Origin of the sequence: Streptomyces griseoflavus, assembly GCF_014649995.1 — a bacterium.
GTDB classification, from domain to species: domain Bacteria; phylum Actinomycetota; class Actinomycetes; order Streptomycetales; family Streptomycetaceae; genus Streptomyces; species Streptomyces griseoflavus.
Window position 1 is genome coordinate 153,358 of record NZ_BMUC01000014.1, and the last position, 19,021, is coordinate 172,378.

The window sequence follows — 19,021 nt, forward strand, 5'->3', positions numbered from 1 at the left end:
TTTCTCTGATTCCGGCATATGGGGCGTTAGAGGTTTCATGTGCATCAGCCTCTTCCGAAGCGTCGGCGTTTGGCAGCCCTGCTCCAGCCGGAGGGCGGGCCGCTTTGGGGAGCCGGCCCGGGTGGCGGTGCGTTCGGGTCGGGGCGATGGATCAGAGTGATGCCTTCGTAGTCGGTGGGGTGCCAGGTGTGGTCGTGAGTGCGGAAGGTGAAGCCCTGCTCGTTGTTCGTGGTGTGGGCCAGTAGGGCGCGCCCCTGGCCTGCGTACTGCCGGACCTCTTCCCAGAGCACGTCGCGGATGCGGGCCGAGGGGTTGCCCACGAACACGCCTGCAGAGATTTCCAGGAGCCAGCGTGTGAGGAAACCTCGTAGTCCAGCCGGGCAGTTGGTGAGGACGATGACGGTCACCAGAGCTCGACTCCGAATTCCTCGTCGGGGCCGTCGTAGTTGACGCCGGAGGCGACCTGGTGACCGTGGTCGCTCTGCAGTGTGACTACGTCCCGGTCGCCGCCGGGGGCGGAGGGGTCGGTTGCCCCCGGTATCAGGAGGCGTTTGATGTCGTCGACGCACCGGTTCAGCAGGGATGTCTCGTTGATGCGGTCCCGCAGTGCGCGGCGGGTGCGGGAACCGATGTCCTCCTCATCCTCTGCGGCCACGTCGAAAGCGACCGGGATGCCGATCTCCGTCTTGTAAAGGTCGGCGATGTCCAGGACGAAGGACAGTTCGTGGCCGGAGTGGACGAAACCGAGAGCCGGGCTGCATCCCAGGGAGGTGACGACGGCATGGGCGATGCCGTACATGCACTGGGCGGCGGCGGTGATGGCCTGGTTGACGGCGTCGCCGCTGGTGAAGTCGCCGGGAACGTAGCGGCGGCCCCGCCAGGAGATGCCTGTGCGGGCGGCCTCGGCTCGATAGCAGTCCTTGACGCGTCTTCCTTCGCGGCCGAGGAGCTCGTGCCGGGTGAGGCCGGTCGGGTCCTCGTCGGGGAAGCGCATCCGGTACATCGCGCGTGCCACGGCGAGGCGGTTGCGGGGGTTGGCCCACTGGCGGGCCTGGGCTTCCATGAGGGCGGAGGAGCGGCTGAGGGCCCGGCCGGAGGCGTAGTAGCGCACGCCGTGTTCACCGACCCAGCAGACTGCGGCGCCGGTCTCGCCGAGCACGCTCATGGCCTGGTGGGTGACGCGTGTGCCGGGGCCGAGGAGGAGGGTGCCGATGGTGGCTGAGGGGATGTGGGTGGTGCCTTCGGCGTCCTGGGCGGTGATGGCGTTGGCGTCGCGGTGGACCGTGCAGCGTTCCAGGTAGACGAAGGAGAGTCGTTCGTCGGTGCGTGTGAGCTGCCGGGGCGTGAGCGCCGGGCGTCGGGAGACGGTGCTCATGGGGTGTGCTGGTCGGGCTGTGCGACCGGTGCCAGGGTGAGGAGACCGCAGCCGTACGCTCTGGCCCGGCCGATGCCCTGAGTGAGCGTACGGCGCAGCAGGTCGGGGTCAGTGACCTCCAGTCGCCCTTCGAAGGTGACGGTGACGACCGTGACCGGCCTATCACGACGGCCTCCGGAGGCACGGGACTTGTCAAAGGAGAGGGACCGCGAGTCCCGTATGGCGAGCTCGTAGCGGTCGCCGGGGTGGGGCCGTTTGTGGTGGGTGGTGCCCTCGGGCAGGAGGCGTCGGTCGGCGGGTTTCTCGCAGACGCGGAAGCCGAGGCGCTTTTGGCGTTCTTCGTCGAGCAGCCAGCCCATCTGGTGGACGGGGGTGAGGTGGGCGGTGAGTTTGCGGGGTTCGCCTTCCTTGCGGCGGATGGTGTGGACGGGGTTGGCGGTCAGGCGGAACGCCCAGTGTCCGCCGGCGGTGAGCCGGTTGAGGAGTGGGGTGTAGGGCCGGGTGTGCCAGCCGGGGTTCTCGGGGCCGGCGACGGCGGGCCATCCGGCCTGCTCGACCAGGTGCGTCAGGTCGGGGCGGTCGGGGCTGACCACGTACAGCAGCACTTCGGCGCGGGCTCGCTGGTCCAGGCGCCACAGCACGCGCGGCGCGTCGGGCGCGGGGCTGTCGGAGGGCAGGATGTGCGGGAAGGACGACATGACGGCCGCGTGCATGGCCTGGGGCGAGGACAGCAGGCGGCGGGCGCCGGGCCGCGCAGTGTTGACGCGGAAGCGGGAGAGGAACATCAGGCGCTCTCAATTCTCCAGGGCGTCGAGGGCGGCGAACGGGTCGTGTGCCTTCTGTGGGCTCGTGCCGTTCGACGCGATCGGAGTGGGCACGGGGTCGGTGAGGACGGTGCGCAGCGCGTGCCGCCGGTGGGCGGCGTCGAAGCTGACGGGCTGGTCACGCAGGACGTCCGACGCTGCGGTGGGCTCGTCGGCGGCCGTCTCGCGCAGGACAGTCAGGGTCTGCGGGGCCTGGTGACGTCTGCGGTACCAGGGGGAGGCCTGCCAGGGCACGCTCGCCATGACGTCCTCGAGGCGGGCGTTCTCGTGCAGTCCGAGGTCGACCGGTTCGGAGGGCGGGCACGAACGCCGCCCGAGGTAGGGCGGGTACACCGGGCTGTGCAGGGCGTCGCGCAGACCGGTGAGCAGTGCGTGATCGCCCTCGACGGCGGCGACGAAGACGGCGTCGGCGAGGTAGAACCGCTCGGACAGCGGCATGGACGCTCCGGTCACCGCGTGGTGGGCGGTGTGGAAGTCGCGGATGCGGGTGCCGGGCTGGTCCATGCGGACGGCGAACCGGAGCGCGGCCAGCGGGGCGAGGCGCGTGTCGTCGCCGCGTTCGATACCGGCCGCGGCGGCGAGTAGGCCGATGACGCCGCTCTTGGTGGGGGCCGATTCGGTGGTGCGGCGGGTGAAACGCGAGGAGGCCCCCCAGGACTGCAGGGGGCCTGCCAGGCGGAGGACGAGCACGCTCGTGCGGCTCATGCGGGCTTCTCCAGGCGTTCCGCGACGGCCTGGCCGACCGCGGCGGCGAGTTCGCGCAGCGTGCCGGCCTCGGTGCCGAGATCGGCGAGCTTCTGCGTGGCGGGACCGAGACGCAGAACCCAGGTGAGGGTGGTCTCCGGGTCGCCGTAGGCCCGTTCGACGTCGGAGGCGTAGGCGGCGAGCCGGTCGGCGGCCTCGCGCAGGTGCCCGCCGCCGTCGCTGCGGACCGGGTCCTCGAAGGCGGCGACGCAGCTGATCGGCCGGGTGGTGCGGAGCTTGACGACCACGGCGTCGGGTTCGGTGTGGTGCCCGAAGGTGTTGATCTTTCCGGTGGGCAGGGAGGCGACAAATGCTTGCACGAACGCTTCGATGGCGCGGCGTACCGGCTCGGTGCGCGGCTCGTCCTTGCGCAGGCCCTGGCCGAGGTTGGTGGCGAGCTGGTGCACGCCGAGGGCGGCGTAGCGGTAGAGGGTGGCGGAGTTGAAGTCGACGGTGCCGATCATGCCGGCGCCGGTCTCCTCGTCGGTGTTCTCGTCGTCGACGGCGGTGTAGTAGTCGGACTCGTTGTCGACCCGGTGAACGCTGAGGGCGTGTGCGACCTGCACGGCGGCGTCGACGTTGATGTCGGCGACGTCGGCGACCATACGGCCGAAGAGGGCGATGTCCACGGAGTGATGCGTGTCCGCGAGCTCCCGAGCCTTGGCCTTGTTCTCCTTGGTCTTGAAGAACGCCGTGATGTCGGCGGCACCGTCGAGAGCGAGGCGGGCCAGGCCGTCGAGCTGCCGGGAGCTGAGGAAGACCAGGTACTTGCTCTCAGGGGCGGGGGAGGGGCTTCCGTCCTTTTTCGCTTGGTCGGCCTTCCGCTTGGGAACCTCCGTCTTGAAGCCGGCGGCCTTGACCGTCTCGTCGGCGAGCCGGAGCGCCGTCTCCTGTCCGACGGAATCGTCGAGCCCGGTGATCCGGTCGGCCAGGAGTTCCACGATCTTCTTGGTGCGCACGCCCAGCTCAGCGGAGTCGAGCAGATGCTCGTCCTTGAAGTAGGTGCGGATGGCCCGCTTCCACGCCTGGCTGGAGACCCGGGCACGGGGGACTCCACCGTAGACGGCCGTCTTGGGCGCGCCCGTGTCGTCGCGGTTGAGATTGCTGGGCGGGACGGTCTGCAGGGCGTGCACGTCCAGGAAAATGCGGTTCACGAGGCGTCCTTGTCGGTGTTCGAGGTGCTGTTCTCGTCGGTGCCCGGGGTGGTGTTCTCGTCGGAGGCCGGCCGAGGCCGTCGCTGCTCGTGGAAGGAGCGGCCCCACCGGCGGCGAACGGCGGCGGGCCCATCGGGCCACTGCCAGAGATACAGCTGGCCGGCGAGGAGGGCGTAGTCGAGCGGGATGTCCTCGCGGCGCAGCAGCGCGACGATGTCGCGCAGCCGCTGGGTCAGGGAGACCAGGTCGGGGGCAGTGCCTGCGCGGACCAGACGCTTGCGGACGGGCTCGTCGACGCCGTCCGCCGGCATTAGACGCCGAACCGCAGCTCCCAGGCCGCCCGGCCGTTCACGGGTGTGCCGACGGTGCATCGGTGCGCCGCGCGACTGCTGGTGGAAAGCCCACAGGGTGAGGGCCGCGTGCAGCGCGTTCTCGGCACGCACCAGTTCCTGCTCGCCCAGCGGCCGCGTTCCCGCTGTCGCGGTGTGGAGCGCGTTGGTGTCGATCAGGTTCCATAGGTCGGGCGTCTCACCTGCTTCACGGCCTGCGCCGCGGCGCAGGCGGGCCAGAGCGGCGACCGCCGCCGACCGGTCCTGGAGGTAGCCCTCCTGCCAGGAGCCGATGAGGGTGGCGGTGAGCTCCGTGACCCGCTGGTGGACCGGAGCTGCAGCGGGCGGGGCGGATGCGGATGTCATACGTACACCTCCGGGTCGGTCGCGGCGTCATCGGTTTCCGGCAGACCGGCCGGCCCCGGCGTGTACGGGCCGTCGCCTCCGGGGGTGGCGTCTCCTTCGTTGGAGCCCGGGGAGCCAGGAAAATCGGGAGAGCCGGGGTCGCCCAGCGCCCTGGCCAGTCGCCCCCGGAACCACACGTCGGCCAGGCCCGCGTTCAGCCAGTGGGTGCCGCCCTTGTTGTCGGTATGGATCCGGCCTTCCCAGGCCGCATCACCCGCAGCGGCGATGAGGCGGTCACCGACACGTCCCACTATCTGCCGTACCTGGCGCTGCCACGCGTGCCGGTGCTCGAAGGGATCGACAACCTCCGCCATGGCGGACAGCCAGTCGCGGTACGGATGGTCCAGCGCGTCGAACCCCCCGGCACGGGCCACGGACTTCGGCCCCTCCTCCTCGGCCCCAGTCGCCCGGGCCAGGTCGCCCGCGAGGTCACCCAAGGCCCGCACCGCCCGGTCGGCGTCCTCCGCCGCGGAGATGGCCTGTTGGGCGTACGTGGGGTCCTGCGCGTGCAGCAGGACGACCGGCATCACCAAGCGGTCATCGACGACCTCGTCGACCACGGACTGCTGAGTCCCGTACCTGACGCCCACCACCCGCGCACGGACGAGGAAACGGCGGGAGAGGTGGCCTTCGGTCACCAGCCGTGCGACCCACTCCAGGATCCGCGGCCGCAGACGTGAGGGCCCCTCGGCGCCGCCGGTCTCCTCCGCACGGTCGGCAAGGAGCGCGGCAACGCCCCGCCAGGCCGAACGCGCCGGATCATGTTCCAACGGCAGGTACACAGGCGACCGCCCCAGCTTCTTCTCCTGCGCGGGACTGCGCCGCCACGGAGTCATCGGCTCCAGGCGGTGCATGTTCCGCCAGGCGAGCGGATCACCGTAGCCGAGGACGACTCCGTGGACGCCGTCCGCGTCGTGGTGCAGGCGCACCCTGCGTGACTGCCAGGTGTACAGGTCACGCAGCCCGGTCGCGGAACGCCCGTCGGAGCCCGGACCGCAAGGGCCACGGCGCCAGGCCGGCCGGTCGTCGGGGGAGAAGTCCAGCTCATCGGTGTCCGCTGCTACTAGGTTGAGCAGCAGGGTCTCGCGCAGTGTGCCGCCCTCCACGAAGACGCCACCCAGTCCACCCGCCCAGCCGGTACCGAGCGGGTACACCTTGCCGCCCTTGACCCGGTCGTCGTCGACCATGCCGGACTTGATGCCGGAGGTGTCGCAGGCGTGGACGTGGACGACCCAGCGGGCGGCCTCGGCGAAGGACAGCCGACTCACGTCCGGCAACCGCGCGCTGAAGAACGGCTCACCGGCAGGCACATCGGCCACGATCCGGTTGAGGGAGAAGACCTCATCCTTCGCCGTGCGCAGGCCGGAGGTCTGGAGGAACGGCGCGACCGGGTGGAGAAGGTCGAACCGCTCGCGGTGCTCCTCCAGGTAAGCCTGGACAGGAGCAAAGCAGTCGGGATCTCCCCACAGCTCCGCCCACTCCTCCACGCCGGCGGGACCGTCCAGAGCATCGTGTGCGACGGCCAGGAGCAGACGGATCAGGGCGAACTCCTGGGTGGCCAGCTCGCCCGGGACACGCCGCAGATCGTCGGCTTGGGCGAAGACCTGACGTAGCGACAGCTCATCCTGGGAACCGTTGCACCGCAGCACCTGGATCCATGGCTCGTTCACCAGGTCGAAGGACAGTGCGCCAGCACTGCTCGGATTGTTCTCAGGCACTGATCACCTCAAGACGGTCGCTGGGGGGTGTTGGAGGCAGAAGCCTGCCAGAGAGGTCTGACAATCCCTGCTGAGCAGACGAACCGCTGGGCGAACCCAGCTATCAGTGCCTGGCTACCAGTCACCCACATTCAGATGGACGTTTGATGGGTCCGGTTGCAGCCCATCACCTATACCGCAGCAATGAGTTGCCCTTGACCTGCGGAAGTTTGCGCGAAGTATCAACTGCTCTAAGGTGCCTCCATCCATGATGCAACAGACCAAGGGGAGTTGGCAGCGTGAATGGTTGGATCCGCTGGAGTCTTGTAGTGGGCGCCGTCGTCGTCGTCTTCTGGTTAGGTCTGGTGCTGGGGCGTTGGCTGCCGCTCGGGGGGCCCGATGACGAAGCGAACCAATGGGGTATTGCCACCGCCCTGGCCAGTGCAGTGTCTGGCGTAGCGTGCCTGCCCTTAGTCCGATGGGCAGAGAGAAGCCGGTGGCCATCAAAGGAGATGTGATTGCTCCGTTCTCAGCTCCCGATGGTGTTGCAGGACATCGGGCCAGTCGCACGGAACCCCTCGCGTAGCATGCGGTAACTGATCCCCACCGACATGGGGATGGCCCCAGACCAAGGGGCGTAACAGGCAACGCTCTCCACTGCTCCCCGCCCGTGCGGGGATTAATTGCCGAAGTTTCACGCCGACGACCCCCCTGGCTCTTCGGCACGGGTCACCTCAAGACCGTCTTCAGGGCTGTACCGGAGCGAGAATCCTGCCAGTCGCGTCTGACAGTCCTCGTCAAGAGCGAGGATCAGCTGGTCGGACAGCCAAGGGCTGTTCTTGCCCTGCCAGGTGGGCAGATACAGCTGCTCCAGTTCCTCGATGGCCCGGTCCATGATCTCGCCGGAGAATTGCAGAGGAAGCCGCAGTCCGCAGCTCGCTGCGGTACGGGCCGCGAACGACGTCGGCGTCGCATCTTGCGGAAGCACGACGCCGGCGCGCTGCCGCGCCCTCCGATCCGGCTCGAGCCACGGCAGGGTGGCGAGGCTCCCGTCACCGCGCCGCTGTACGACGACGACCTCCAGGCTGTCCCGGCTGTCGCGGACCTGAGCACGCCCGGCGGGGGTGTCGTCCGTGTCTCCGACCCCGGCGGCGACCCAGCCGAACAGCGGGCGTCCCGGTTTGCCGACGCCGCCCAGACGGAATACGGCGGCGCGCTCGGCCTGGTCGTCGCGGTGTCGCTCGAACTGTTCGCCGGCCTCCTTCATCACCTCTTGCCAGTCCTCCGGTCCGGCCGTTCCCTCCCCGTACGCGGCCTGCACGAGCGGGCTGATGTCCGCCGGGAGCCGCACCGGTCGTTGGGCGCCGCCGTCGAGGTGGGGGCGGAGTACCGCGGCCGATCGCAGCAGTGCGTACCGTCCGTACACCGCAACCGAGCCCCGAACCGGGGCGGGTACATCCGCCGTCCAGTCCACCCCGGTCACCAGGCAGCGCGCGGTTCGCAGACGTGGGGGTCGGTTGTTCTGGTCCTGCCCCCGCCGGTGCCGGTGCAGACGGCCCATGCGCTGCAGCAGCAGGTCGACGGGGCACAGGTCGCTGACCAGCAGGTCGAAGTCGACATCGAGAGACTGTTCAGCGACCTGGCTGGCTACCACGATGTGCCGGCCCGTAGGTCTGGCGCTCGTTTTATCCGGAGGTCCGAAGAGGCGCAACAAGGTGCTGTCCTTGTCCGCCCGGTCGAGATCGACGAAGCACGAGTGGGCGACGGTCACGTTCTCGGCGCCTAACCTGTCACGCAGTACCCGAGCCGTCGTCAGTACCCGCTTGACCGTGTTACGGATCACGAGGACGCATCCGCCGTCGGCCAGCTCCTTCTCCAGCCGGCCGACGAGGATGTCCAGATCGTCGATGAGGGGCTCCACCTGCACAGTCGTCGATCGAGCCGACGCCCGTGGGTGGCGAACCAGTGGTGCTGCCCCTCCTGGAGGGACGGCCGTCACCAGCGGGTACACGTCCGGCGCGCCCGCGTCCCAAGAGGCGCCCGCACTGGCCTGGCCGGCGTAGGCCTCGACGAGTTCACGCCTGCGCGAGGCCGGCAGGGTCGCGGACAGCACCACCACCGGCACCCGGTACGCACCCAGCCAGGAGAGCACCCGATCCAGGTACACACTCATGTACGTGTCGTAGGCGTGCGCCTCGTCGATGACCACGACCTTCCCTGCCACTGCGAGGTGACGCAGCGCCAGGTGCCTGCTCTTCAGCCCGGCGAACAGCAGTTGGTCGATGGTGCCCGCGACGAACGAGGCCAGCATGGCCTTCTTACGGCCTCGCAGCCAGGCATGGGCCACGAGCTCGGGACTGGCGCGGCGTCGTTCGTCCACTTTCTGCTTGAAGGCGGGAGCCGCTTCGTCCACGCCGACGGCCGTGACCCGTCCCGCGCGAGCCATCAGGCCGGCGAAGTCTTCGTTGAGAGCCGCTTTGGAGTGGGCCAGATGCACCGAGTGGCGTGAGCCCGCCACCCCCGGCAACCGGTTCAGCCAGTCGAGCAGGCGGGGGAACATGGCGTTGCCGGTGGCCATGGTGGGGAGGGCGAAAAACACCCCGCCCGCACCCGAGCGCGCCGCGAAGATCTCAGCAACGGCGAGGGCCGCCTCCGTCTTTCCCTCGCCCATTGGCGCCTCGACGATCATCAGGCCGGGCGTCTTCATTTCCCTGGCGAGTTCCACGGCCGCTTCCTGGACAGGACGTACTTCGGCACCCGCAGGTAGCTCGAAACGGGAGGTGAACAGGTTCCGGGCACTTCCGTCCGGCTCTTCGGCCCGCCAGGGGGCCGGCAGGTCCAGCCCTTGCCAGGCAGCAGCGAGACGGTCCTGCTCGTTGAGGGCCGCACCCTCGGGAAAGTAGGGGAAGAGGTCGGGGTTGCTGGCGATCCAGTCGGAGACGATGACCAGCGCGGTCAGAAGCACCTGCACTGGTTGCGGAAGCCTGACTGCCCGCCATCCAGCCAGCCGTTCGGCCACGCCGAAATGCTCGGCGCAGGCATCCAGCAACTCCGTCTGCACCTGTCGCCAGACGAGGCTGCTCGCCCCAGGAGTGCGCAGCAATTCTTCATGCGCGTACAGGGCCTTGATCTGTCCGTGCTCGGGCGGCACTCCGTGATGCCCACCCACAGCAACCGTGAACTGACCGGTCCGAGCAGACGCCCACCCGTGCCGTTCCTCCAGCCAATCCCCCAGCAGAACTTGTCCCGCCAGACCGTGCGGCGCGATCCGGCGATCCGGCCCCATTACCCTCGCTGAGCGCATCTCCAGCCCATGGTCGCGCATCGTGTCGGCGAGCTGATCCACCTGACAGGCGAACGCCGGAGTGGCCTTGCCGATGTCATGCACTCCGGCGAGCCATACGGCGAGGGTGCGTGCGTCCAGTTCGCCCTGCGGCAGCGCTTCTGCCACGAGCCTCCGTACCCCCACGGGAAGCCACCGGTCCCATAACAGGCCGGCTACCGCGGCACTGTCCTCCATGTGCCGCCACAGCGGCAACCAACCGTCGCTGTCACGATCATGCTTAGCCCAGACGGACCGAGCCGACTCCCCGAGCCGACTCAACAGATCCGGACGAGCACTCCCCCCAACGCTCATGAGGGATTAGTACAGGAAAAGCTCGGCTTCGTAGGTCAACATGAGTGGATAGGACTATTCGCAGGCAGACAGCGCCCGCAAGACGTACCATGATCCGCTCGTCCTTGAGCCAGTCAGAAGTATCCCGCGAGACCGGATACCCTCCATGTCCTATTTGCCGGAATCTGCAATAGTTGCTGAAAGCGCGCTTCAGCAGCAGTAAACATGCAGGTCAAACAGTCTGCTCCCCGCACCCGCGGGGATGGTCCCTCCATGAACTGTGGGAACCGAGTCAAGAGGAACTGCTCCCCGCACCCGCGGGGATGGTCCCGGGCGCAAGACCAAGGCAGCGTCCGGCGGCTACTGCTCCCCGCACCCGCGGGGATGGTCCCCGCTGGTCGATCTCGGACCAGCAGATCGACGGCTGCTCCCCGCACCCGCGGGGATGGTCCCTGCACGGCCGGCCTACCTCATCCCCATCGTGCCTGCTCCCCGCACCCGCGGGGATGGTCCCGAGTCTTTGAGAACGGCGCACCATGGGCGGCCCTGCTCCCCGCACCCGCGGGGATGGTCCCGCCGTAGTTGGCGCGGGTCTCCGGGGAGAGGGCTGCTCCCCGCACCCGCGGGGATGGTCCCGGCACCACTCCCACCGGTGTCGACTACATAGTCTGCTCCCCGCACCCGCGGGGATGGTCCCAACACGAACAACGGTGCCCGCCGCCTCCGGGACTGCTCCCCGCACCCGCGGGGATGGTCCCGGTCTGTCAGAGCGTCTGACATGTCAGGGGGTCTGCTCCCCGCACCCGCGGGGATGGTCCCTACCTGCCGGTGGTTCGATTCGTACCTTCCGACTGCTCCCCGCACCCGCGGGGATGGTCCCCTCATCGCCGGGCTGAACTGGCCCGCCGCCGTCTGCTCCCCGCACCCGCGGGGATGGTCCCAGCGCTCGTCATCCTCGGCACGGCCAAGGTGTCTGCTCCCCGCACCCGCGGGGATGGTCCCCTCCGCGCCATGTGCCAGGGCTGCCACCTCCACTGCTCCCCGCACCCGCGGGGATGGTCCCTGGTCGGCGCTGCGGATGTCCGCCAGCGTGGGCTGCTCCCCGCACCCGCGGGGATGGTCCCTCGGCGCCGTGGTCCTGGACCAGCTTGCGCACCTGCTCCCCGCACCCGCGGGGATGGTCCCGACCAGCTGGTGCCGATGCGCCGCGGCGAGGGCTGCTCCCCGCACCCGCGGGGATGGTCCCGTCACGTCCGCGCCCAGGTCCTCAGCCATCCACTGCTCCCCGCACCCGCGGGGATGGTCCCTACCAGAACGGCAGCGGCGTGGCCGAGGTGGACTGCTCCCCGCACCCGCGGGGATGGTCCCTCCTAGAAGGGCTGGGCGCCCCAGCTGCCGTTCTGCTCCCCGCACCCGCGGGGATGGTCCCGGCGTCCCGTCGGCGCCGCCCCCGAGCACCGGCTGCTCCCCGCACCCGCGGGGATGGTCCCGCGGGCGGTCTTCTCCAGCTCGGCCGGGACGGCTGCTCCCCGCACCCGCGGGGATGGTCCCCGGCGGCCACCGTCCGCCCGAAACTATCCGTGCTGCTCCCCGCACCCGCGGGGATGGTCCCCGACCGGGGCGCCGTGACCCTGGCGGAGCTGTCTGCTCCCCGCACCCGCGGGGATGGTCCCGATCGGTGAAGGCCGGGAAGTAGTTCGGCATACTGCTCCCCGCACCCGCGGGGATGGTCCCGTGGCTTCCTCGGCGTCGCTCGGCAGGAGCAGCTGCTCCCCGCACCCGCGGGGATGGTCCCAGCTGGAAGGTGGGCGCGCCATGCTGATCCCCCTGCTCCCCGCACCCGCGGGGATGGTCCCCTGCTTCCTCGCGCGCGCACGCGTAGGGCCCTCTGCTCCCCGCACCCGCGGGGATGGTCCCCGGGCCAGGGTGGTGACGCCGGCGGTGCAGCCCTGCTCCCCGCACCCGCGGGGATGGTCCCTGACCGGCCTCCGCAGCATCGTCCACCGCGGCCTGCTCCCCGCACCCGCGGGGATGGTCCCACCGCGCTCGCCGCGTTCGACCGTGCCGCCCGCTGCTCCCCGCACCCGCGGGGATGGTCCCCGGGAGTCGGTCTGGACGCGGGCGACCGCCCGCTGCTCCCCGCACCCGCGGGGATGGTCCCGACGCGACGGTGCGCAAGTTGCGGTGGACCTGCTGCTCCCCGCACCCGCGGGGATGGTCCCGGGGGGGGCACCCCCGACCACCACCGGGGACGCTGCTCCCCGCGCCCGCGGGGATGGTCCGAGAAGCCCGTCCCCCGTCAGTTCGGGCAGTGCTGCTCCCCGCACCCGCGGGGATGGTCCGAAGGACAGCTACGGCACCACCTTCCACCCCAACTGCTCCCCGCACCCGCGGGGATGGTCCCCACGCCGGCTCGGGTGACGACGACGTACTGAGCTGCTCCCCGCACCCGCGGGGATGGTCCCTCGCGGGTGGTGACCGGGAGGTTGTTCTTGCCCTGCTCCCCGCACCCGCGGGGATGGTCCCTCGGGTATGGCGGCGTCGGGCTGCATGACGGTCTGCTCCCCGCACCCGCGGGGATCGTCCCGAGGGTTGCCGTCCTTGTCCGTCGCATGGATCTGCTCCCCGCACCCGCGGGGTTGGTCCCAGCAGCGTCCTCGTGACCGTGATGGAGGCGACCTGCTCCCCGCACCCGCGGGGATGGTCCCGACGTCGGCCCATGCGTCACCGCCCCCTGGTACTGCTCCCCGCACCCGCGGGGATGGTCCCCGATGGCACTGCCCAGTGATGGCGCCGCGTGGCCTGCTCCCCGCACCCGCGGGGATGGTCCTCGTGGGAACGAAACTCCGCCGCAGGTCAGGCCCTACTCCCCGCACCCGCGGGGATGGTCTCTCGACGACGGCCTGTACCGGACAGCCGCTTCCCCACGGCTGCGCCGGCCACGACGGCGGGTGGTGATCGGAAGGGAACCACTGCCGCTGTGTCCATCCGGAGTTACCGAGAAGGGTCAAGCGCGGTTCAGTGGTGCGGGCGTATCACTCGACGGCACAGCGAGGGCGTACAACCGTTCCCGGATGCGGCGCGCGATCGGGGAGTCGGGGCCGTGGATGTCGCCGGCGATCGTCAGTAGGTCGGTGCCCAGGCGCTTCCGGTCGGCTTCCTGCGGCATGGCTCGCCACAGGCTGTAGGCGCGGCGGGTGGCCTCCTCGACGTCGGGGTGTCTTGGGCCCTGGATGGTGACGCGCAGTTGCGCCGCGTGCAGATACCACGACAGGCCCGAGGGATGGTCCCCGGCGAGGGCGGCCAGGTAGCCACGAACTTCGCGGACCTGGATCGTATACAGATGTGGTTCGCCGTACTCGGCGGTGACGTTCTCGTCGAGCCGGGCCGCGAGGGCGGCGGCATCCGGCAAGTGCCCGGTCTGGGCGACCTCGGCGACTTTGGCCAGCCGGGCGCGCAGCGTCTCAGGAGCAATTCTGGAGGGGAGCGGCGCGATTCCAGGGCCGGGCGCGTCCCAGAACTCCGGCGTCACCGTCCCCCAGGGGCGGTAGAGCGGCTCGGACATGGTCGGACTCTCCCGCTGTAGGTCGAGGTTCACCAGTCCACCACCCGGCGGACCTCGGTGATGCGGGTCAGGTAGCTGGTGCTGTTGCGCCAGCTTTCGTACGTGACGATCCGGGTCTTCACCCCGGTACGCGGCGCCTCGATGATCAAGCCGTTGCCGATGTACATGCCGACGTGTCCGGGTCGTGCGTCCGAACCGTCCGACCCCGCGTTGAATACCAGGTCGCCCGGTTTGGGTTTGTGGAGGTTGACCTGTGCGCCGACGTTGACCTGGTCGTACGTGGTCCGCGGAATGCTCACCCCGGCCGCCCGGTACGCCTGTTGCATCAGGGAGGAGCAGTCGCACCAGTGGGCCGGGTTCTTGCCCAGCGCGTCGGTGCAGTCCCCGCCCAGCTGGTACCAGCCTCCTCGCTGCTTCAGTGCCCAGGACACGGCCACGCGTGCTTCTTTGGGAGTCCCCTCGGGCAGTTCGTAGCCGGCGGGCGGGGTGCCGTTCTCGCTCGAGGCCGGGGCGGCGAAGCCGGCCGACATCCTCATGATGTTCTGCACGTAGTGGTAGGTCTGGCCGCCGGCGAATGAGGGTGGCGGTACGCCCTGGTACTGGTCGACCCGGCCCCATCCCGCGTTGTACGCGGCGAGGGCGAGCTCGATCGGGGAGCCGTTGTACTGCGGATGGGCCTTGCCCTTCTTCAGCAGGGAGCACATCATGCGACCCTGAGCCGGAATGGCGTCCTCCGGATCCCACACGTCCTTCTTGCCGTCGCCGTTGCCGTCCACTCCCCATGTCGCCCAGGTGCTCGGGATGAACTGCGCGATTCCGTCCGCGATGGGATCACCGTTCTCGTCCTTGGACTGTGCGTGAGGATCGAAGCCGCTCTCCTGCCTGATCTGCGCGGCGAGCACGGCGGGGGAGAGCCCCTCTCCACAATCGGCGGCTGCCCGCAGGATGAGCGGTGCGTACTGCGCCGGCACCCCACCCTTGCCGATCCGCAGCCCCCCGAACGGGTTGCTCACGCTGCCGCCGCCGTCCTCGTCAAATGTGGTGACCAGCAGGACGAGGCTGAGCCCCAACGCGACCGGCGTCGTCGCGAATCCCAGACCGAGCGCCAGCAGTCCCCGCTTGACCTTGCCTGCCACGCGGCACCCTCTTGACGTGCATACAGATTTGCTCTCTCAAATCTGAAATTCAGACTCCGAGAGGGGAGTCGACGACTGCATCGTAGCGTGATGATTCATGCACCGTGTGCCATCTGAGCACATCAGGGTGATGCTGCGTTCTTCCTTGCAGGGTAGGCCAGTTGTCCGTGTAAGGTTCCCGGCGGTGCTGGGGCGGCGTCGACTGTGCGATGAAGTGGCTTACGCAAATTGCATACGGAGGGGGAGGGGGATGGCGCGCAAACGACCTGATGCCGTCTCTGCGCTGCCCGCGGGCACGCGATTAGTGGTCCCGGTGATGGCCGCTACCGGGGGAAGCGGCCGCACCACGGTCGCGAGCCTTTTGGGCGCCGGACTGGCCGCGAGCGGTTCCACGGTGGTCCTGGACCTCGCTCCTCGGTTGTCCTCTCCTTGGCCCGCCCGACTCGCCGAGCAGCAGGCGGGCGGGCTGGCGGTGCTGCCGTCCGACCAGCCGTTGACGAGATCCGCTCTTCGGCGGGCGTGCGCCGCCGACGTGGGCGCCGGCGGCTCCACGTGGCACATTCTGTCCGACGGGCGGGAGTGGCACACGCAGCCCCTGGCCCTGCCCGACAACCCCGCCGCCTGGTACCAGTTGGCGGCGATCGGCGGCTGGCAGGTCGTCGTCGGGGACACCGTCCATCCGCTCGCCCACGACCTCCTGAGTTCCCGCTGCGCCGGCCAGGCCGGTCGGACACGTGGCTGGTACGACCTGCCGTACGCCGTGCCCGTCCTGTGCGCGGCCGCCAGCGCCCAGGGCGTGCGGAGCCTGCAGCAGGCGGTCATGGCCCTGCACGCGGAAGGCCTCCCGCTTCACCGCACCGTTGTCGCCCTGATCTCGACCGGCGAGGGCCGTCCGCCCGTGGCGGTGCGGGCCGGGGCGACCATGCTCACGTCCCGCACCGCCGCGGTGGTGCAGGTGCCCTACGACCCGCACATCCGCGCACATTCCCTGGCCGTCGCCCGCTTGCGTCCACGCACCCGGCAGGCCGCCGCTCAGCTCACCGGGGCCGTCCTGGCCGCGGCCCATGCCGCCTGGGGCCATCCGCTCCCGAACGCGCCACAGCCCGCCCCCGTCATCCCCGCAGTCACCGCTTCTTGACGAGGAATCGGATATGAGTCAGATCCTGGCCACCCTGAACACCGTCGCCGCCGACCCCCACTGGCACACCCTCGCCGACGCGGTTCCGGACGTCACCCCGGAGATGCCCAAGGACGTCGGCAAGCCGGTCCAGGACATCCTGAACTGGACCGCCGGGCTCGGCCTGGCCGCGGCCGTTCTCGGCGGCCTGCTCGGCTGGGCCGCGGTGGCCGTCGGACACAACAGCGAACGGGCCGCCCTGGCCGCCCGCGGCAAACAGGCGATCCTCTGGAGCCTGCTCGGGGCCGGCGGCATCGGCGTCACCGCCGCGTTGGTGACCACCTTCTACAACATGGGCACGTGAGGGCGGCCCGGTGGACGACAGCAAGACCCGCAAGGCCCGGCTCATGCTCACAGGGCTCGGCATTCTGGTGGTCGGTGTGCTGGTAGGCGGGGGAATGACCGCGGTCACGATGCTGGGAGGGGGCGACGACGACCCTCGTCCCGGTAGGTCGTCACCTGCGTCCGCCACGGTCGGCCCGTCGACGCCGGCCGAGAGCCGTCAGGCAACGATGACTCCGGACAAGGCCCGCAAGCTCGTGGTGGAAAAGCCGACCAACCAGAAGGACGGGTTGTCCAACGGCTTCTCCGAGGGTCCCGTGGGCGCGATCTCCACCGCCGTCCACTTCTGGGAGGAGTATGCCTTCCTCGACGACCGGAAAGCCCGTCAGCAACTGGAGGCGATCGTCTCCCCGGACGCCGAGGGATACGTCGACGAGAAGGTTTCCGAGGTGCGCAAGCTGCGAGAGACGGTCGGCCTCGCCCCGTCCGGGGGTACGCCGGCCGGAATCACCTTCAGCACGGCGGTCAACGCCGTCCGGGCGACGTCCCTGACCGGCACCGAGGGGAAGGTCGTGCAGGTCTGGATGAACTACGACCGGTACGCCACGAGGGCCGACGGGAGTCCGGACGACGCACCGCTCAAGGACGAGGACACCGACCTGCTGCTGAAGTGGCGAGACGGCGCCTGGAAAATCACGAACGATCCCGAGTACTGGCAGAAGCGCTCCTTCCCCCGTGCCTACTTTCCCGACTCCAACGTCTCCTGGGCAGACGGTTGGCAGCAGGTGAGGCATGCGGACTGAATACTCGGCCCGCATGCTGTCCCGGCTCGTCCTCCTGCTGACCGCGCTTCTGATCTGTCTCGGCACCGGTTTGAGTACTGCTCCGATGGCCCTGGCCGATGATGATCCGAAGTACCACCTCGACGTGGGACCCGACAGCGGTAAGCAGTGTCCGGTCGACTGGAGCGGTGGGGCGCCCTGCGGCATCGACAAGCAGGGCAACTACTGCCTCTACGACGAGATCAACGACGCCAGCGTCTGTCGTATGCCGGAAGCCGGCGAGACGCCGGGCTCCATCGGGCTCTGTGAGAACGCGGGCGGCGAGAAGTCCCCGGAGTGCAGCAACGAGGAGTGGGCGGCACTCGAGAAGAAGAAGCTGGAGAAGTGGCGCACGACCAACCTCGCGCTCGTACAGAAGGGCGAACTCGATCAAGCCAAGTTCGACAAACGGTTCACGCTTCTTGGGGAGTGCGTCGACAAGGGATCGTCGCTCGCCTTCTGCAAGAACGAGGCCAACGAGGAGTACGGACCGATCGGCGGGCAGACCCTCGGCGACTGGGTCGGCGAGAAGGTTTCCGAGCTGGCGCGGGACGCCCTGGAGGAGGCGGCGCAGTACATCGGCAACGCGGTGGTGTGGCTGCTCGAGCAGTTCGCCGACGTCTTCAACGACGCCTCCAGTATCGAGCTCGACAACACGGGGATCAGCGAGCCGATGGGCATCGCCACGGCGCTGTCCGCCGTCCTGGCCGTGTTCCTCCTGCTGCTGCAGTTCGGGAAGGTGGCCGTCAGTCACCGTGGTGAGCACGCGGCGACAGCGATCTTCGGCCTGGCGAAGTGGGCGCTGATCACCGCGGCGTACTGGACGGTCACCACGACGGCGCTCGAGCTGTCCGATGCGATCTCCACCTGGATCATCGACTACTCCTTCGACGGTGGCGAAGGCGTCAGTGCGGACGAGGCCATGAAGGCCCAGTTCGGCAAGTTGTTCGGCGGCCTGATCATCGGCGGCGGAGGCGCCACCACAGCAGGCGGTGCGCTGGTCACCGGCCAGGGCGTCACCGCGGCCGCCGTCGCCGTGGTCATCGTCATCGGCATCGTGTGCATCCTGGCCATCGGTGCGCTGTGGATCGAGATGATCATGCGACAGGCCGGAATCATGATCCTGGTCGCCACCATGCCGATCGTGCTGGTCGGGCAGATGTCGGACGCCACGAAGGACTGGTGGCCCAAGGCCCGCGACGCGTTGCTGGCGCTCATCCTGATGAAACCGATGATCGTGTTTTGCTTCTCGATCGGCTTCTTCGCCCTCACCGAGGGCGACGGCATGCAGAACGTCATCGTGGGCCTGGTCATCTTCCTGACGGCGTGCTTCTGCTGGCCCGTCCTGGCGAAGTTCATGACCTTCTCCACCCTCGGTGCCGGCGCCGCCGTGGCAGGTGGACTGATCAGTTCCCTGGGTTCGTCGGCTGCCTCGGCAGGCGGCGGCTACCGGCCCGAACTCGGCGGTGCGGGTGCCGTCGGAGGCGGCCCCGCCTACACGCGGGCCCTGGAGCGCGACAACACGCGGATCCAGGCGAGCGGCGCCAACGCCCAGGGAGGCGGGAGTTTTTGGACCAACGAGTCGCTCAAGGCCCGTATCAAGGGACCCGGCGGCCGCCTCGGCACCCGTGTGGCCGGACCGCTCGGTCTGGGTCTGCAGGCTCTCTCCGTGGGCAAGGACACCCTCGAGTCCGGCATGGCCAACACCGCCGCGCATGCCGGGCTCGACTCCGCCTCTCCCGGTGGCCGTCACGTGGTCGTTCCGCCGCGAGGCCCGGACACGGCGAGCCTGCCTCTGGCCGTCCAGGAGCACGCACCGCAGCCGCGGCCGGACACTACACCGGTGATGACCGGCCCGCCGAACACCGACATCCCGTCACCGGGGGAGGGATAGCC

Annotated in this window: 14 protein-coding genes and 1 CRISPR repeat array; of the genes, 4 read left to right on the forward strand and 10 right to left on the reverse strand. The window is 69.5% G+C overall.

Going from position 1 to position 19,021, the window contains the following annotated elements:
* Positions 1-44: 44 nt before the first annotated feature.
* From cas2e to IE172_RS26430, 10 genes are all read right to left on the reverse strand, one after another.
* Positions 45-407, reverse strand: a complete 363-nt coding sequence (cas2e, locus tag IE172_RS26385) for a type I-E CRISPR-associated endoribonuclease Cas2e (RefSeq protein ID WP_190099810.1) — start codon at positions 405-407, stop codon at positions 45-47.
* A complete protein-coding gene (gene cas1e / locus IE172_RS26390; protein ID WP_190099811.1) occupies positions 404-1,375 on the reverse strand; it encodes a type I-E CRISPR-associated endonuclease Cas1e in 972 nt (323 codons plus the stop codon). The genes cas2e and cas1e overlap by 4 nt, the downstream gene beginning before the upstream one ends.
* Complete coding sequence (gene cas6e, locus IE172_RS26395) at positions 1,372-2,160, reverse strand: type I-E CRISPR-associated protein Cas6/Cse3/CasE (protein WP_190099812.1); 789 nt, start codon at positions 2,158-2,160, stop codon at positions 1,372-1,374. Before cas6e ends, cas1e begins: the two co-directional genes overlap by 4 nt.
* A 9-nt stretch (positions 2,161-2,169) precedes the next feature.
* Positions 2,170-2,904 (reverse strand): type I-E CRISPR-associated protein Cas5/CasD, encoded by a 735-nt coding sequence (cas5e, locus tag IE172_RS26400; protein ID WP_190099813.1) that lies wholly within the window; start codon positions 2,902-2,904, stop codon positions 2,170-2,172.
* The gene (gene cas7e / locus IE172_RS26405) at positions 2,901-4,097 is read right to left on the reverse strand and encodes a type I-E CRISPR-associated protein Cas7/Cse4/CasC (protein ID WP_190099814.1); all 1,197 of its coding nucleotides are present in this window, start codon (positions 4,095-4,097) and stop codon (positions 2,901-2,903) included. The genes cas5e and cas7e overlap by 4 nt, the downstream gene beginning before the upstream one ends.
* On the reverse strand, positions 4,094-4,792 hold the full coding sequence (casB, locus tag IE172_RS26410; RefSeq protein ID WP_190099815.1) for a type I-E CRISPR-associated protein Cse2/CasB: 699 nt from the start codon (positions 4,790-4,792) through the stop codon (positions 4,094-4,096). Before casB ends, cas7e begins: the two co-directional genes overlap by 4 nt.
* On the reverse strand, positions 4,789-6,549 hold the full coding sequence (casA, locus tag IE172_RS26415) for a type I-E CRISPR-associated protein Cse1/CasA (RefSeq protein WP_229886408.1): 1,761 nt from the start codon (positions 6,547-6,549) through the stop codon (positions 4,789-4,791). The genes casB and casA overlap by 4 nt, the downstream gene beginning before the upstream one ends.
* A gap of 673 nt (positions 6,550-7,222) precedes the next feature.
* Entirely contained in the window at positions 7,223-10,165 is a 2,943-nt protein-coding gene (gene cas3 / locus IE172_RS26420; protein WP_190099816.1) for a CRISPR-associated helicase Cas3', read from the reverse strand.
* A gap of 220 nt (positions 10,166-10,385) precedes the next feature.
* A CRISPR array of direct repeats spans positions 10,386-13,036; the repeat unit is 29 nt; unit sequence CTGCTCCCCGCACCCGCGGGGATGGTCCC.
* Positions 13,037-13,151: 115 nt separating this feature from the next.
* Positions 13,152-13,709 (reverse strand): hypothetical protein, encoded by a 558-nt coding sequence (locus tag IE172_RS26425; RefSeq protein WP_190099817.1) that lies wholly within the window; start codon positions 13,707-13,709, stop codon positions 13,152-13,154.
* A 29-nt stretch (positions 13,710-13,738) separates the two neighbouring features.
* Positions 13,739-14,845, reverse strand: a complete 1,107-nt coding sequence (locus tag IE172_RS26430; protein ID WP_229886413.1) for a C40 family peptidase — start codon at positions 14,843-14,845, stop codon at positions 13,739-13,741.
* A 316-nt stretch (positions 14,846-15,161) separates the two neighbouring features.
* Here IE172_RS26430 and IE172_RS26435 point away from each other — a divergent pair, with 316 nt between their 5' ends.
* From IE172_RS26435 to IE172_RS26450, 4 genes are read left to right on the forward strand one after another with little or no spacing between them, the layout of a single operon-like run.
* On the forward strand, positions 15,162-15,983 hold the full coding sequence (locus tag IE172_RS26435) for a hypothetical protein (RefSeq protein WP_229886415.1): 822 nt from the start codon (positions 15,162-15,164) through the stop codon (positions 15,981-15,983).
* A 13-nt stretch (positions 15,984-15,996) separates the two neighbouring features.
* Complete coding sequence (locus IE172_RS26440; protein WP_190099819.1) at positions 15,997-16,326, forward strand: hypothetical protein; 330 nt, start codon at positions 15,997-15,999, stop codon at positions 16,324-16,326.
* A 10-nt stretch (positions 16,327-16,336) separates the two neighbouring features.
* Entirely contained in the window at positions 16,337-17,107 is a 771-nt protein-coding gene (locus tag IE172_RS34825) for a hypothetical protein (protein WP_229886417.1), read from the forward strand.
* The gene (locus tag IE172_RS26450) at positions 17,097-19,019 is read left to right on the forward strand and encodes a TrbL/VirB6 family protein (protein ID WP_190099820.1); all 1,923 of its coding nucleotides are present in this window, start codon (positions 17,097-17,099) and stop codon (positions 19,017-19,019) included. Before IE172_RS34825 ends, IE172_RS26450 begins: the two co-directional genes overlap by 11 nt.
* The last annotated feature ends 2 nt before the right edge of the window (positions 19,020-19,021 follow it).